We start from the raw sequence: 15,009 nt of genomic DNA on the forward strand, positions 1-15,009 counted from the left end.
TGCGGAAACGCGACGGCCCGCACAGGGCGGGCCGTCGGTCATACCCGGGCAAGCGGTTCAGGCCGCGAACGCGCCGCGCATCTTCTTCATGGCGTTGGCTTCCACCTGACGAATGCGCTCGGCCGAGACGCCGTATTCGTCCGCCAGTTCCTGCAGTGTGGCCTTGGTCTCGTCCAGCCAGCGCCGCTGGATGATGCGGCGCGAACGCGCATCGAGCTTGTCCATCGCCGTCGCCAGGGAGGCCAGCTGGTTTTCAGTCTGGTCCTCGTCGGCCACGTTCTGATACGGATCGGCGCCGTCGTCGATCAGAAACGCCTCGGGCGCGGGCTTCGCATCGTCGTCGGCCTCCGCCGGCGCCTCGAAACCGATGTCGCGACCGGACAGCCGCGATTCCATCTCGCGCACGGTGGCCTCGGGCACGCCGAGATCCTTGGCAACCGCCGTAACCTCGGCCGCGTTCATCCAGCCCAGGCGCTTCTTGCTCTTGCGCAGGTTGAAGAACAGCTTGCGCTGCGCCTTGGTGGTGGCCACCTTGACGATGCGCCAGTTCTTCAGGATGAACTCGTGCATTTCGGCACGGATCCAGTGCACGGCGAAGCTCACCAGGCGCACGCCCTGGTCCGGGTCGAAACGCTTGACCGCCTTCATCAGGCCGATGTTGCCTTCCTGGATCAGGTCGGCGAGCTGCAGGCCATAACCGGAGTAGCCGCGCGCCACGTGCACCACGAAGCGCAGGTGCGACATCACCAGCTTGCGCGCGGACGCGAGGTCGTCTTCGGCGAGATAGCGCCGCGACAAGGCCTGCTCTTCTTCCTGGCTCAACACCGGAATGCGGTGCACGGCCGCGATGTACGCGTCCAGACTGCCGACGACGCTCGGCAACGACAGGTTGGCGGCAACCAAAGCTTGCGACATGGATCAAACCTCCCGGTGAAACCTCAGATTAGCACTCGGCATCTTGGAGTGCTAAGGCGGGTTGAAGTTCCGCTGTATTTGGTAAACCGAATAGTACAGGAAACACCCTTGCCTGTCCATAGCTGCGCATCTCATGCGCCCTCTACAATGCCCGCAACACAGGCGGCGCGCCATGTACCGGGTCAATGCGCCGCAGCCATGCCACGGGGAGACGCTACGTGATTGTCTGCATACCCAACGTGTTGAGCGCCGAGGAACTGGGGGTGATCAACGCCGAAATCCGCTCGGCCAACTACGTCGATGGTTCCGCCACCGCCGGCTGGTCGGCGAAGGACGTCAAGCGCAACCAGCAGCTGGCGCTGGACTCGCCGCATTACGCACAACTGGCGGACATCGTGCGCAAGGCATTCCAGCGCAACGGCATGCTGCAGGCGGCATTGCTGCCCGCCGCCACCACCCAGGTGCTGTTCAACCGCTACGCCGGCGGCCAGACCTACGGCCCGCACGTGGATGCGCCGATCATGGGCGGAATGGGCGGGGCGGTGCGCACCGACATCGCCATCACCATCTTCCTGCACGAGCCGCAGAGCTACACCGGCGGCGAGCTGGTGACCCACGCCGGCGGCGGCATGGAGTACCAGTTCAAGCTGGATGCCGGCGCCGCGATCGCCTACCCGGCCAATACCCTGCACCACGTCAACCCGGTCACCCAAGGCGTGCGCGACGCGGCCATCATCTGGGTGCAAAGCATGGTGCGCGACCCGGCCCGGCGCGAGCTGCTGTGGGATCTCGAATGCGCCAAGCGCGACATCTACGGCCACGAAGGCAAGAGCACCGCGTTCGACGCCGTCAGCCGCTCGCACGCGAACCTCTTGCGGATGTGGGCCGAGGTGGCATGAACCGCTGGGCGCCGCTTGACAGCGGCGCGCCGGCAATTCCATCCTGAAAAGGCGTTTCCGAGGGGAGCCCTGCAACCGGGCTGAGAAAGCGAAAGCTGACCCTTGAACCTGATCCGGGTCGTACCGGCGTAGGAACGGAAGTCGTCATGTGCCTCCCGACAGGAGGCGCGCCGTTTGTTCGTCTGCCCGGATCTCCCGCGTTTTCACGAGGAGAGATCCATGCCGCAATCCACCACTGTCCCCAGCACGGTCACCTGTGGCCCCTTGCGCGGCTCGCGCAAGGTCTGGCGTGCCGCGCCCGGGCACCCCGACGTCACCGTGCCGTTCCGCAGCATCGCGCTGCGCGATCCGCTGCAGCCGGAGCTGCTGCTGTACGACACCTCCGGGCCGTACACCGCGGATGCCGCCGCGCCCGACCTCGCCCGCGGCCTTGCGCCGGTGCGCATGGCCTGGCTCGCGGCGCGCGGGCTGGAGTGCATCGCCGGCCGGGCGGTGCATCCGGCGGACAACGGCAACGTGGCCGACGCGCAGCAGATCCCGCCATGCCCGGCCCCGCAACAGGTGCTGGCCGGACGCAACGGCGCGCCGGTCACCCAGCTCGAATGGGCGCGCGCCGGCATCGTCACCCCAGAGATGGTCTACGCCGCGCACCGCGAAAACCTCGCCCGCGCGGCGGTGGCATCTGCCGCCGCGGTGCCGGCGGAAGACGCCGCCACGCCGCCGGTCATCACCCCCGAGTTCGTGCGCGCGGAGATCGCCCGCGGCCACGCGATCCTGCCGGCCAACATCAACCACCCCGAGCTCGAACCGATGGTGATCGGGCGCCGCTTCCTGGTGAAGGTGAACGCCAACATCGGCAACTCGGCGCTGTCCTCGGGTGCCGCCGAGGAAGTGGAAAAGCTGGTGTGGGCGATCCGCTGGGGCGCCGACACCGTGATGGACCTGTCCACCGGGCGCAACATCCACAACCTGCGCTCGTGGATCCTGCGCAACGCGCCGGTGCCGATCGGCACCGTGCCGCTGTACCAGGCGTTGGAAAAGGTGGGCGGCAACCCGGCGCGGCTCGACTGGGAGGTGTTCCGCGATACCCTGGTCGAGCAGGCCGAACAGGGCGTGGACTACTTCACGATCCACGCCGGCGTGCGCCGCGACCACGTACCGCTGGCCAGCCGCCGGATCACCGGCATCGTCTCGCGCGGCGGCTCGATCATGGCGCGCTGGTGCCAGGTGCATCGCCGCGAGAGCTTCCTGTACGAGCACTTCGCGGACATCTGCGCGATCCTGCGCCGCTACGACGTCGCCTTTTCGCTGGGCGACGGCCTGCGCCCCGGCTGCATCGCCGACGCCAACGACGCCGCGCAATTCGCCGAGCTGGACACCCTGGGCGAGCTGGTGCACACGGCGCGCGCGCACGGCTGCCAGGCGATGGTGGAAGGCCCGGGCCACGTGCCGTTGCACCGCATCGCGGAAAACGTGACCCGCCAGCAAGCCGCGTGCGACGGCGCGCCGTTCTACACGCTGGGGCCGCTGGTCACCGACGCGGCGGCCGGGCACGACCATCTGGCGTCGGCCATCGGCGCGGCGTTCATCGGTTGGCAGGGCACCGCGATGCTGTGCTACGTGACCCCGAGGAACACCTCGGCCTGCCCGACCGCGACGACGTGAAGGCCGGGGTGATCGCCTACCGGATCGCCGCCCACGCGGCCGACCTCGCCAAGGGCCACCCGACGGCCCGCGCACGCGACGACGCAATGTCGCGCGCGCGTTTCGGGTTCCGCTGGGACGACCAGTTCGCGCTGGCGTTCGACCCCGACACCGCCCGTGATTTCCACGACGCCACGCTGCCCGCGGACGTGCACAAGAGCGCGCATTTCTGCTCGATGTGCGGGCCGGCGTTCTGCGCGATGGAGCTGAACCGCGGTCTGGCCGGCCGCAGCACGGATACCGAGGCGTTGCCGATCGCCGCCGACGGAACCTCGGCATGAACCGGCCGGTGACCATCCTTGGCGCCGGCGTGGCCGGCCTGTGCGCGGCCGCCGAACTGGTCACAGCCGGGATCGACGTGACCGTGATCGAGCGCGGGGCGAAGGCCGGCGAGCTGGGCACCAACCGCTACGCCGGCGGCATGCTGGCGCCATGGTGCGAGGCTGCCGACACCGAGCCACTGGTCGCCACGCTCGGCGGCGAGGCACTCACCTGGTGGCCGCGGCATTTCCCCGGTACGCAGCGCGCCGGCACGCTAGCGGTCGCGGCCGCGCGCGACCGCGGCGAGCTCGAACGTCTGGCCGCACGCAGCCGTCACGGCGAGTGGCTGGATGCCGACCACATTGCCGAACTCGAACCCGTACTTGCCGGGCGCTTCCAGCACGGGCTTTATTTCGCCGACGAGGGCCACCTCGATCCGCGCGCGGCGATCCCCGCGCTGGCCCATTGGCTGGCCGCCCGCGGCGTCGTATTTCGCTACGACACCGACGCCGGCGACTGGCCCGACCACCGCGGCACCGTGCTCGATTGCCGCGGCATCGGCGCCCGCGATCGCCTGCCCGAACTGCGCTGCGTGCGCGGCGAAATGCTGCTGCTCGAAAGCGCCGACATCACCCTGTCGCGCCCGGTGCGGCTCGTCCACCCACGCGGTCTGGTGTACCTCGTGCCACGTGGCGGCGGGCGCTGCATGCTTGGTGGCACCGCGCTGGAAAGCACGGATGCTGGACCGATCAGCGCGCGTTCCGCGATGACGCTGCTGAACGGCGCCTACGCGCTGCATCCGGCATTCGCGGAAGCACGCATCACCGAACTCGGTGCCGGGCTGCGACCGGCATTCCCCGACAACCTGCCGCGCCTGTTCCAGCGCGACGGCCGCTGGCATCTGAACGGGTTGTATCGCCACGGCTTCCTGCTGGCGCCGGCCATGGCCCGCCAGGCGCGCATCGCCCTCACCGGAGATTGATCATGGAACTGTTCCTCAACGGCGAACCTCGCCAGACCCGTGCGGCCGATCTCGCCGCATTGCTGACCGAACTCGGCTACGCCGAGCAAGGCGTCGCCACCGCAGTGAACGGCCGCTTTGTCCCGCGCCCGGAACGCGCCGCCGTGTGCCTGGCCCCACGCGACCGGGTGGAAATCCTCGCCCCGATGCAGGGAGGCTGAAATGCGCGTCTTCGACATGGAGATCCACTCCCGGCTGTGGCTGGGCAGCGCGCGCTATCCATCGCCGGCGGTACTGGCCGCCGCCGTGCGTGCTGCCCGCTGCGACGTGGTGACGGTGTCGCTGCGCCGCGAGAATGCGGTGGCCGGGGCCGGTGCGCCGTTCCACGCGCTGATCCGCGAACTGGGCGTCAACCTGCTGCCGAACACCGCCGGCTGCCACAGCGTGCGCGAGGCGGTGACCACCGCCCACATGGCACGCGAACTGTTCGGTACGCCTTGGATCAAGCTCGAAGTGATCGGCGAGGGCGAGTTGCTGCAGCCGGACGTGTTTGGCCTGGTGGAAGCCGCGCGTTTGTTGTGCGCGGAGGGCTTCCAGGTGTTTCCCTACACCACGACCGACCTGGGCGTCGCCGAGCGCCTGCTGGCCGCCGGATGCGAGGTGCTGATGCCTTGGGCCGGGCCGATCGGCAGCGGCCGCGGGCTCACCGATCCGTTCGCGCTGCGCGCCTTGCGGGCGCACTTTCCCGCGGCGACGCTGGTGGTCGACGCCGGCATCGGCCGCCCCTCGCACGCGGCCCAGGCCATGGAGCTGGGCTTCGATGCCGTGCTTGCCAATACCGCCGTCGCGTTGGCCGGCAACCCTGAAACCATGGCCGGGGCGTTCGCCGCCAGCACCGCGGCCGGACGCGCGGGGTGGGAAGCCGGGCTGATGTCCGCCCGCGATTTTGCCGAGGCGTCCACGCCCGTGGTCGGGCAGGCGTGGCTCGCATGACGCGCCTGCTGCCGGACCGCTTCTACCCGGTAGTGGACAGCGCCGCATGGGTGCAGCGCCTCGCCGCACACGGCGTCCGCTTTGCGCAACTGCGGATCAAATCGGCAGACCCGGCATGGCTGCGCGCCGAAATCGCGGCCGCGCTTGTCGTGGCGGCGGCAGCGCGGCTGACGCTGGTGGTCAACGACCACTGGCGGCTCGCACTCGAACTCGGGGCGACCTGGGTGCACTTGGGTCAGGAGGATCTCCGGCACGCCGATCTGTCGGCCGTGCGCCACGCCGGCATGCACTTCGGGCTGAGCACGCACAGCGCGGACGAGCTGGACGCGGCGCTCGCGTGCGCACCCGACTACATCGCGCTCGGTCCGATCTATCCGACCCAACTCAAGGTGATGCCGTGGGCGCCCCACGGCACCGCGCGGCTGGCCACGTGGAAACGCCGCATCGGCACCCTGCCGCTGGTGGCCATTGGCGGCATCACCCTGGAACGCGCCGCCGGCTGCTTCGCCGCCGGTGCGGACGCGCTCGCAATGGTGGGCGATATCGTGCGCCACGCCACGCCCGATCCCCGCATCGAGGCGTGGCTGCGCGCCACCCGGGAGCCGACATGAACGAGATACGCTACGCGCGGCAGACCGCCTTGCCCGGCATTGGGCCCGCGGGCCAGGCCCGGCTCGGCGCCGCGGCGGTGCTCGTCGTCGGCGCCGGCGGCATCGGCTGCCCGGCGCTTGCCTGCCTTGTCGGCGCCGGGGTCGGCCACTTGCTGATCGTCGATCCGGACCGCGTTTCGCTGGCCAACCTGCATCGCCAATACCTCTATGCCCCCGGCGACGTTGGCCAACCCAAAGTGCAGGTCGCGCGCGCAGCGTTGCACCGTTTCAACCCGGAGGCCCGGATCTCAGCCATCGCCTCCACCCTGACGCCCACCAACGCGCCGGGGCTGGTCGCGCAGGCCACGCTGGTGCTCGACGCCAGCGACAACCGCGCGGTGACCTACATGCTGGACGAAGCGGCGAGCCACTGCGGCAAGCCGCTGGTGGCGGCCGCAGCGCTTGGTTTCGATGGCTACGTCGGTTGCTACGGCGCCGACGCACCGGATTACCGGACGATCTTTCCCGACATGCCGCATGCGGCGGGCAACTGCACGCGCAACGGGGTGCTCGGCAGCGTCACCGGCGTGATCGGCCACCTCGCCGCGCACCTCGCGCTGCGCTGGCTGCTCGGCATGCATCCCTCGCCAGCCGGTGACCTGTTGCGCTTCGACGGCTGCCACGGCACGACCACCCGCACCGACTTCCGCACGGCGCCGCCGGCAACCGCACCCCCCTTGCGCTTCATTGCGCGCGAAGCCGTGCAACCGGAGGACTGCGTCATCGACCTGCGCAGCGTGGACGAGGCCCCGGCCCCCGCGTTCCCGCACGCACGGCGGCTCCTGCCCGCAGCCCTGCCAGCCGCCCTCAGTGCGCCGACCGGCGCGCGGATCGTGCTGTGCTGTCGGTCAGGCCTGCGGGCGTGGCATGCCGGGCGGCGGCTGCAGCACGCGGGGTTTCCGCACGTCGCGCTGCTCGCGCTCGGCCCGTGAGCGCTCCGCTCAGGCGGTCGCCAACGCGGCGCGCGGCGGCAGCGACCAGTCGATCGGCGGCTGGCCGTGCGCTTCGAGGTAGCGGTTGGCGGCGGAGAAGTGGCCGCAACCGATGAAGCCGCGGTGGGCGGAAAGCGGCGAGGGGTGCACGCTTTTCAGCACGCAATGGCGGGTGGTGTCGATCAATTGCCCCTTGCGCTGCGCGTAGCTGCCCCAGAGCAGGAACACCAGGCCCTCGCGCTCGCGATTGAGTGCGTCGATGGCGGCGTCGGTGAAGCCTTCCCAACCCTTGCCTTGATGCGACGCGGCATGCCCGCGCTCGACGGTGAGCACGCTGTTGAGCAGCAGCACGCCGCGGTCAGCCCACGGCGTCAAGCAGCCGTGTCCGGGTGGCGCAATGCCGAGATCGCGCTGGATCTCGTGGAAGATATTGATCAGCGATGGCGGCACCGGCACGCCGGGGCGCACGGAAAAGCACAGGCCATGCGCCTGTCCGGGGCCGTGGTAGGGATCCTGGCCGAGGATCACCACCCGCACGGCATCGAACGGCGTGTGCGCAAAGGCAGCGAATATCTCGTGACCGGGCGGGTAGATCACCTTGCCCGCCTGTTTCTCGGCGCGCAGGAAAGCGGCCAGCGCGCGCATTTCCGGGCGCTCGAAATAGCCGCCCAAACGCGCCTTCCACGAAGCTTCGAGCCGCAGTTCGCTCATGCGTCGACACTGCGTGTACGCAGGTGCCGGGCAACGCGCAACTGGAACAGCAGTTTGGTGACCAGCAGTTTTTCGTCGACCGGCTTCTCGACCAGATCGTTGGCGCCGGCCTTGATCAAGGCCGCCTGGTTGTCCGGGTTTTCGTCGCCGGTCATCACCAGGATCGGCAGCTTGCCCTTGCCGTAGCCGAAGAACTTGCGCACGCATTCCACTAGGTCGCCACCGGTCAACTCGCCTTTCAGGCTGACGTCGGTGAGCACCACGTCAGCACCGACCTCACCGCGCGCCTTTGCCGTCTCCAGGTGTGCCAGCGCATCTTCGACGCTCACCACGTGGTGCACGGTGAGACCGTATTTTTCCAGCATGCGGCGCGTTGCCAGTGCCACCACGCGACTGTCCTCGACGTACAGCACCGTGCCTTCCGCCGTGGCTTCCGGCAGTACGTAGCCGCGAATGAATGCGGCCAGCGCCTGAAAGCCGAGCGACTTGTCGAAGTAATCGGTGACGTCGTCGCCCAGCGTGCGCTTGGACAGTCGGGCGTCGACGTCGCCGGAGACGACGACGATCGGCACATAGGTCTGCGGCGCGGATTCGCGCACGAAGTGCGCCAGCTCCAGGCCATCCATGTCGGGCAGGCGCAGCGCAACAGTGATGAAATCGAACACGCCGTCGGCCAGCAGCCGCTGCGCCTCGTTGCCGGTGCCGCAGCCAACGATTTCCACGTTCGGCACGTCGGCCTTGAGCACGCGGGCAATCAACTGGCGCACCACCTTGGAACCGTCAACCATCAGCACGCGCGGCGCAGTGCTGACCAACCGTTTACTGATGCTCGCCGTCATGCCCTTGCCCCTGCCGCATTCACGCCGCTCGCCGCAATTGCCACGCACTGACCAGCCGCGCGCCCAGCCAACCCAGCACCGCGGCGGCCAGCGGCACCGCCACCAATAGCCACGGCGGCAGGCCGCCAAGTTGCAGTTTGCCGGCGTAGGCCGCGTTCAAGCGGGTTATCGGCGCCGCCAGCGAGAACTCGATGGCGAGCGCGAGCAGCACCGCCAGCACGCCACTGAACAGCCCATACCAGATGCCGGCGTACAGGTAGGGCCGGCGCACGAAAGCGCCACTGGCACCGACCAGCACCAGCACCGAAATCTCTTCGCTGCGGCTGGCGATGTCCATCCGCACGGTATTGCCGACCACCAGCAGCGCGGCCAGCGCCAACAGCGCTGCCAGCACCAGCACGATGCGGTTGCCGACGCCCAGCATGGCGTCCATCCGCGCCCGCCATTGCCCGCTGTCCTGCACCAGTGCCACGCTGCGCAGGTCGCGCAAGTCCGCGCTCATGCGCGCCACGCCCGGCGCATCGAGATCGGCCCGCGGGGCGATCACCAGCACGTAGGGCAGCGGGTTCGCGTCCAGCGCATTGAGGGCGCCGGAAAAACCCTGCAGCTTCGCCAGCTCGTCCAACCCCTGTTGCGGGCTCTTGACCGTCACCGTGGCCACATCGCTGCGCCCACGCAACTGTGTGGCCAGCAACTGCGCCTGCTGCGCGACCTGGTTGTTCTGCAAAAACACGTTGATGGTCTGGTCCTGGCCGAGCGCGCGTCCGAGTTGCTGCACGTTGCCCAGCAACAGATAGAACGCCAGCGGCAGCGCGAGCGCGAGCCCCATCACCGCCACCGTGAGCAGCGTGCCGAACGGGCGCTGGGCGAGCCGCTTGAGACTCGACCCCGCGCTCCAGCCGTGGTGCTCGCGCCAGCTGGCAAAGCGACTGGTCGGCGCCGTGCGCTTGCGCGACGCGGTCATTGGCACCGTTTCAACCGGCACGTTCACAGCACCTCCTCGGCGGCAAGGTCGGCCACCAGCCGTCCCTGGTGCAGCACCACCACGCGCTTTTTCATCTGCTTGATGAGGCGCAAATCGTGACTGGCCACCAGCACGGTGGTGCCGGTGGTCTGGAATTCGGCGAACAAACCCATGATTTCCAGCGCCAGTTGCGGATCGAGGTTGCCGGTCGGCTCGTCGGCGATCAGCAACGGTGGATGGCCGACGATGGCACGCGCGATGCCCACGCGCTGCTGTTCGCCGGTCGACAGCGTGGCCGGCAGCTGGCGCTCGTAATGCAACAAGCCGACGCGGTCGAGCGCGGCACGCACCAGCCGTGCGCGGTCGGCGCGGCCGATGCCGACAATCGTCAGCGGCAGTTCAACGTTGGCGAACACGCTGCGATCCATCAGCAGGCGATGGTCCTGGAACACCATGCCGATGCGCCGGCGCAGCTTGGCGATGCCGCGGCCGCGCACCTTGGCCAGGTTCTGTCCGTCGACGGTGATCGTGCCGTGGCTCGGCCGCTCGATCACCGCAAGGAGTTTGAGCAGCGTGCTTTTGCCGGCACCGGAGTGTCCGGTGACGAACGCCATCTCGCCATCGGGCACGTCGAAGGAAAGCTGCAAGAGCGCGTCATGCCCGCCCTCGTAACGCTTGCTTACCGCGTCGAACTGGATCACCGCGCATCCCCGCCGCAACTGGCCGCAACCGCAGCAAGGATAAGGGATGCGCGGTGCACCGCGCTCAGTGGCGGGTAAACAGCGCCGTCAGGCGCCGGAACAGGCCCGGCTTCTTCGGCCGTGCGTGCTCGCCGGCCACTGCCGCAACCTGGCGCGAGGGCCGGCTCACTGCCGCAGCCGATGCGGCGACCGGCGTGGTGGGAATCGGTTCGCGCGGCGGGCGATGTTCCGTGCGCGCGGCGCGACCACTGTGGTCGATGGCGCGCGGCACGGCGGCGCCCGCTGCCGCCACCTCGCCGCCTTCGCGTCGACGACCGCGACCGCCACGGTGACGGCGGCGCTTGGGCTCGCCGCTGGCGCCCGGCGCCGTTGCGGGTGACTGCGCCTGCGTCGCCGGTGCCGCTGCCGCTGGCATCGGTGCCGCCGCCAGCTCGGCGCCGGCCCGAGGCGGACGCGCGCCACGCGGACGCTCACCATGTCCGGCGTGCTCGCCGCCATCGCGGTGTGAACGGCGGCCGCGACTGTCCTTGCGCTCGTCATGCCGCGCTTCGACGCGATCGCCAAACGCCTCGCTGTCGGCAGCCACGTTCTTGACGTACTCCGGGTCCAGCGCCTTGGGCTTGGGCATCACCAGCAGCTCGGGTTCGAGCTGCGCCACCGGAATGGTCTGGCCGATATAGGCCTCGATGTCCGGCAGGCTCATGGCGTACAGGTCGCAGGCGAAGCTGATCGCGTCGCCCTCTTCGCCCAGCCGCGCGGTGCGGCCGATGCGGTGCACGTAGTCCTCGGCATCCTGCGGCAGGTCGTAGTTGAACACGTGGGTGACGTGCGGAATGTGCAACCCGCGCGCGGCGACGTCGGTGGCCACCAGGTAGTCGAGCTGGCCATCCTCGAAACGCTGCAAAAGCTTTTGCCGCTTGAGCTGCGGCACGTCGCCCGAAATCGCGCCGACCCGGCAGCCGTGGCGCTTCACCCGCTCGGTGACGCGCTCGGCGGCGGCGCGGGTGTTGACGAAAATGATCGCGCGCTTGGGCTGATGCTTGTCGATCAGATTCAAGAGCAGCGGCATTTTTTCTTCCTTCGCCGGGAAATACACCACCTGGCGCACCTTGTCGGCGGTCACGTGGTCGCTTTCGGCGACGATCTTCTGCGCGTCATGCATGTGCTCGTAGGCCAGCTCCAGCACGCGCAGCGACAGCGTGGCGGAGAACAGCAGCACCTGGCGCTGCTCGCGCGCCGGCAGGCGGTGGAAGATGTAGCGCACGTCCTTGATGAAGCCGAGGTCGAACATGCGGTCGGCTTCGTCGACCACCATCACCTCGACGCTGTTCAGGCCGAACACGCCCTGTTTGTAGTAGTCGAGCAGGCGCCCCGGCGTGGCGATGACGATGTCGCAGCCGTCCTTGAGCTGCTGGCGCTGCTTGTCGTAATCGACGCCGCCGTAGATCAGCGCCAGGCGCAGGCCGGTGTGCGCCGCAAGCGCCTGCGCATCCTTGTCGATCTGGATCGCCAGCTCGCGGGTGGGAGCGATCACCAGCGCGCGCGGGTCGCTGTCCTTGCGCTCGGCATTCGCCGAGTTGGTCAGCAGGTGGTTCATCAGCGCGACCAGGAATGCGCAGGTCTTGCCGGTGCCGGTCTGCGCTTGACCTGCGACATCGCGGCCGGAGAGCGCCACCGGCAAAGTCAGTTTCTGGATCGGGGTGCAGCGGGTGAACCCGGCCGCGTCGAGGCCTTGTTGCAGCAGCGGGTGCAGGTTGAAGCTGGAAAAGAGGGTATCGGTGAGTACGGTTTGCGACATGAAAGCGGACAGCCCATGGCTAGCGGGCACGGAACCAAGGCCGGCCCGGCTCCGCGCGACCAGGGTGGGGCGGAGCAAGTGGGGGAGGCGCGTGGCGACGGCGCGGTTGCGGCGCGGCAAGCCGCAAGTGCAACCGCGGAGCCGCGCAGGGCACCGGTGGACAGCAACGCCACCATCGGCTCCGCTGGCATAGGTGAGGCCACTGCAGCAGTGGCCTCGCCTATGTCAACGGAACCCGTCGTGGCTGCCCTTGAATCGCTTGAATCGCGCCCCGAGTTACAGTGCAATGATGGCGACGGCCTTGACGGCCACGCCCCTTTCCCGGTTCGACCCGCGCTTCTTGGGCGACCCAGTGTAGCCGATGCCGGCTGCGCGGTTGTCAAACCTTCCATCCGCCTGCGTTTCGGAGATTCCGGTGAGCGAACTCATTACCCATGCCAGCGACGATACTTTTGAGCAGGAAGTGCTGAAATCCGACACTCCGGTGCTGCTCGACTTCTGGGCCGAGTGGTGTGGCCCGTGCAAGGCCATTGCCCCGGTGCTCGAAGAGCTGGCCAAGGATTACCAGGGCAAGCTGCGCGTGGTGAAGATCGACATCGACGCCAACCAGAAGACCCCGCGCAACTACAACGTGCGCGGCATCCCCACCCTGATGGTGTTCAAGGGCGGCAAGGTCGAGGCCACCCAGATCGGCGCCGTCGGCAAGAGCCAGCTCGCGCAAATGATCGACAAGGCCATCTGAGCCCGGTTTCATCCCGCTGCGCGCTTTACGACAGCGCGCGGCGGGTGCTAGATTCTTCGCGTCCGTCGGGGTCTTCCTGGCCCCCATGCGCCCTTCTGGCGCGGCGCACACCCTTCCTACCCTCCGTAATTTTTCAACGGCGCCCCGCGAGGATTGCCCGTGTCCGATACCGATAACACCCCACCGACCCCCGCCGGCGACGCCAACCCTTCGCCGGAAGCGCGTCCGCGCGCACCGCGCCGCGCACCGCGCGCAAGCCGCAGCGCCAGCACCGAAACCGCCACGCCGGCAGCCGCCACACCGGCGCCCGCGCCGGTTGCGGCACCTGCCCCGGTTCCCGCTCCTGTTCCCGTGCCGGTGGCGCCACCCATGGCAGCCGAGGCTGTCGGCAATGGCGAACCGCGCGAACCGGCACCGTCTGCGGCCACCGCCGCCAACCCCAACGCGGGCCAAAGCCAGGCGCCGGGTCAAGGCCAAAACCTGCCCGGCAACAATGGCGGCAACCGGCAGGAGCGGGAGGGCCGCGGCCGGCGGCGGCGCCACGAGCGCAGCCAGAACCGCCCGCAAGGCGGCAACCCCAACGGCAACCCGCATCACAACAACAACCCGCGCGGCCTGCCGGTGGACGACGACAACGCCGATCCGGGCGCCGACGACCGCCTCATCAACCTGACCGAGCTCAAGCGCATGAAGGCGCCGCAGCTCCTGGCGTTTGCCGAATCGCTCGGCATCTCCGAAGGCATTGCCCGCGCGCGCCGGCAGGACGTGATCTTCGCCGTGCTCAAGGCGCATGCGCGCTCCGGCGGCGGTATCTGGGCCGAAGGCGTGCTGGAGATCCTGCAGGACGGCTTCGGCTTCCTGCGCTCGGCCGACGAAAGCTATCTCGCCGGCCCGGACGACATCTACGTCAGCCCCAGCCAGATCCGCCGCTTCAACCTGCGCACCGGCGACTACCTCACCGGGCGCGTGCGCCATCCGAAGGAAGGCGAGCGCTACTTCGCGATGCTGCGCGTGGACGACATCAACGGCGATCCGCCGGAGGCGTCCAAGAACAAGATGCTGTTCGAGAACCTGACGCCGCTGTTTCCGCGCAAGGCATTCAAGCTCGAGCGCGGTGATGGTTCCAGCGAGGACATTACCGGCCGCATCCTTGACCTGATGGCGCCGATCGGCAAGGGCCAGCGCGCCCTGATCGTCTCGCAGCCCAAGTCCGGCAAGACGATGATGCTGCAGAACATCGCGCAGGCGCTGCAGTACAACCACCCCGAGGCGCACGTCATCATCCTGCTGGTGGACGAGCGCCCGGAGGAAGTGACCGAGATCGCGCGCACGGTGCGCGCCGAAGTCATCAGCTCCACCTTCGACGAGCCCGCCGTGCGCCACGTGCAGGTGGCCGAGATGGTGATCGAGCGGGCCAAGCGCCTGGTCGAGCACAAGCGCGACGTGGTGATCCTGCTGGATTCCATCACCCGCCTCGCCCGCGCCTACAACACCGTGGTGCCCAGCTCGGGCAAGGTGCTCACCGGCGGCGTCGACGCCAACGCGCTGCAGCGCCCCAAGCGCTTCTTCGGCGCCGCGCGCAACGTCGAGGAAGGCGGCAGCCTCACCATCGTCGGCACCGCGCTGATCGACACCGGCTCCAAGATGGACGAGGTGATCTACGAGGAGTTCAAGGGCACCGGCAATATGGAAGTGCACTTGAACCGCCGCATCTCGGAAAAGCGCGTCTACCCCGCGATCGACATCAACCGCTCCGGCACCCGCCGCGAAGAGCTGCTGATTCCGCCCGACCTGCTGCAGAAGGTGTGGATTTTGCGCAAGCTGCTGCACCCGATGGATGAGCTCGCCGCGATCGAGTTCATGCTCGACAAGATGAAGAACACCAAGTCCAACGACGAGTTCTTCAATTCGATGAAGCGCTGAGGTCCAGCGCAGCCAG

General features: G+C 68.7%; 14 protein-coding genes, 1 pseudogene and 1 riboswitch. Of the genes and pseudogenes, 9 read left to right on the plus strand and 6 right to left on the minus strand.

The window, feature by feature from the left end; genetic code table 11:
* Positions 1-57 precede the first annotated feature (57 nt).
* Positions 58-915: an RNA polymerase sigma factor RpoH gene (rpoH, locus tag AC3WP6_RS14520; RefSeq protein ID WP_492628322.1), complete on the minus strand. Its 858-nt coding sequence runs from the start codon at positions 913-915 to the stop codon at positions 58-60.
* 218 nt (positions 916-1,133) lie between these two features.
* Between rpoH and AC3WP6_RS14525 the strand changes: the two genes are divergently transcribed.
* From AC3WP6_RS14525 to AC3WP6_RS14555, 7 genes and pseudogenes are all read left to right on the plus strand, one after another.
* Complete coding sequence (locus tag AC3WP6_RS14525; protein ID WP_492628323.1) at positions 1,134-1,814, plus strand: Fe2+-dependent dioxygenase; 681 nt, start codon at positions 1,134-1,136, stop codon at positions 1,812-1,814.
* Positions 1,815-1,864: 50 nt separating this feature from the next.
* Positions 1,865-1,966, plus strand: a riboswitch (TPP riboswitch).
* 67 nt (positions 1,967-2,033) lie between these two features.
* A pseudogene (gene thiC / locus AC3WP6_RS14530) lies at positions 2,034-3,799 on the plus strand (phosphomethylpyrimidine synthase ThiC).
* Positions 3,796-4,761 carry an FAD-dependent oxidoreductase gene (locus AC3WP6_RS14535; protein ID WP_492628324.1) on the plus strand — a complete coding sequence of 322 codons (966 nt, stop codon included), beginning with the start codon at positions 3,796-3,798 and terminating at the stop codon, positions 4,759-4,761. The pseudogene thiC and the gene AC3WP6_RS14535 overlap by 4 nt, the downstream one beginning before the upstream one ends.
* 2 nt (positions 4,762-4,763) lie before the next feature.
* On the plus strand, positions 4,764-4,961 hold the full coding sequence (thiS, locus tag AC3WP6_RS14540) for a sulfur carrier protein ThiS (RefSeq protein WP_492628325.1): 198 nt from the start codon (positions 4,764-4,766) through the stop codon (positions 4,959-4,961).
* Position 4,962: 1 nt separating this feature from the next.
* Positions 4,963-5,733 (plus strand): thiazole synthase, encoded by a 771-nt coding sequence (locus AC3WP6_RS14545; protein ID WP_492628326.1) that lies wholly within the window; start codon positions 4,963-4,965, stop codon positions 5,731-5,733.
* Complete coding sequence (locus tag AC3WP6_RS14550) at positions 5,730-6,344, plus strand: thiamine phosphate synthase (protein WP_492628327.1); 615 nt, start codon at positions 5,730-5,732, stop codon at positions 6,342-6,344. Before AC3WP6_RS14545 ends, AC3WP6_RS14550 begins: the two co-directional genes overlap by 4 nt.
* Complete coding sequence (locus AC3WP6_RS14555; protein ID WP_492628328.1) at positions 6,341-7,315, plus strand: ThiF family adenylyltransferase; 975 nt, start codon at positions 6,341-6,343, stop codon at positions 7,313-7,315. The genes AC3WP6_RS14550 and AC3WP6_RS14555 overlap by 4 nt, the downstream gene beginning before the upstream one ends.
* A gap of 9 nt (positions 7,316-7,324) precedes the next feature.
* Here AC3WP6_RS14555 and ung read toward each other — a convergent pair whose 3' ends face one another.
* The 5 genes from ung to rhlB form a co-directional block, all read right to left on the minus strand.
* Positions 7,325-8,026: a uracil-DNA glycosylase gene (gene ung, locus AC3WP6_RS14560; protein ID WP_492628329.1), complete on the minus strand. Its 702-nt coding sequence runs from the start codon at positions 8,024-8,026 to the stop codon at positions 7,325-7,327.
* Positions 8,023-8,865, minus strand: coding sequence for a response regulator (locus AC3WP6_RS14565; RefSeq protein WP_492628330.1), 843 nt, complete (start codon positions 8,863-8,865; stop codon positions 8,023-8,025). Before AC3WP6_RS14565 ends, ung begins: the two co-directional genes overlap by 4 nt.
* A 19-nt stretch (positions 8,866-8,884) precedes the next feature.
* Complete coding sequence (ftsX, locus tag AC3WP6_RS14570; protein WP_492628331.1) at positions 8,885-9,856, minus strand: permease-like cell division protein FtsX; 972 nt, start codon at positions 9,854-9,856, stop codon at positions 8,885-8,887.
* Entirely contained in the window at positions 9,853-10,530 is a 678-nt protein-coding gene (gene ftsE / locus AC3WP6_RS14575; RefSeq protein ID WP_492628332.1) for a cell division ATP-binding protein FtsE, read from the minus strand. Before ftsE ends, ftsX begins: the two co-directional genes overlap by 4 nt.
* A 64-nt stretch (positions 10,531-10,594) precedes the next feature.
* Positions 10,595-12,328 carry an ATP-dependent RNA helicase RhlB gene (rhlB, locus tag AC3WP6_RS14580; protein ID WP_492628333.1) on the minus strand — a complete coding sequence of 578 codons (1,734 nt, stop codon included), beginning with the start codon at positions 12,326-12,328 and terminating at the stop codon, positions 10,595-10,597.
* A gap of 415 nt (positions 12,329-12,743) precedes the next feature.
* Here rhlB and trxA point away from each other — a divergent pair, with 415 nt between their 5' ends.
* Positions 12,744-13,070 carry a thioredoxin TrxA gene (trxA, locus tag AC3WP6_RS14585; protein ID WP_492628334.1) on the plus strand — a complete coding sequence of 109 codons (327 nt, stop codon included), beginning with the start codon at positions 12,744-12,746 and terminating at the stop codon, positions 13,068-13,070.
* Positions 13,071-13,229: 159 nt separating this feature from the next.
* The gene (gene rho / locus AC3WP6_RS14590; protein WP_492628335.1) at positions 13,230-14,993 is read left to right on the plus strand and encodes a transcription termination factor Rho; all 1,764 of its coding nucleotides are present in this window, start codon (positions 13,230-13,232) and stop codon (positions 14,991-14,993) included.
* Positions 14,994-15,009: the final 16 nt, after the last annotated feature.

The sequence above is a fragment of the Rhodanobacter sp. FW106-HT46G03 genome, from assembly GCF_058789895.1.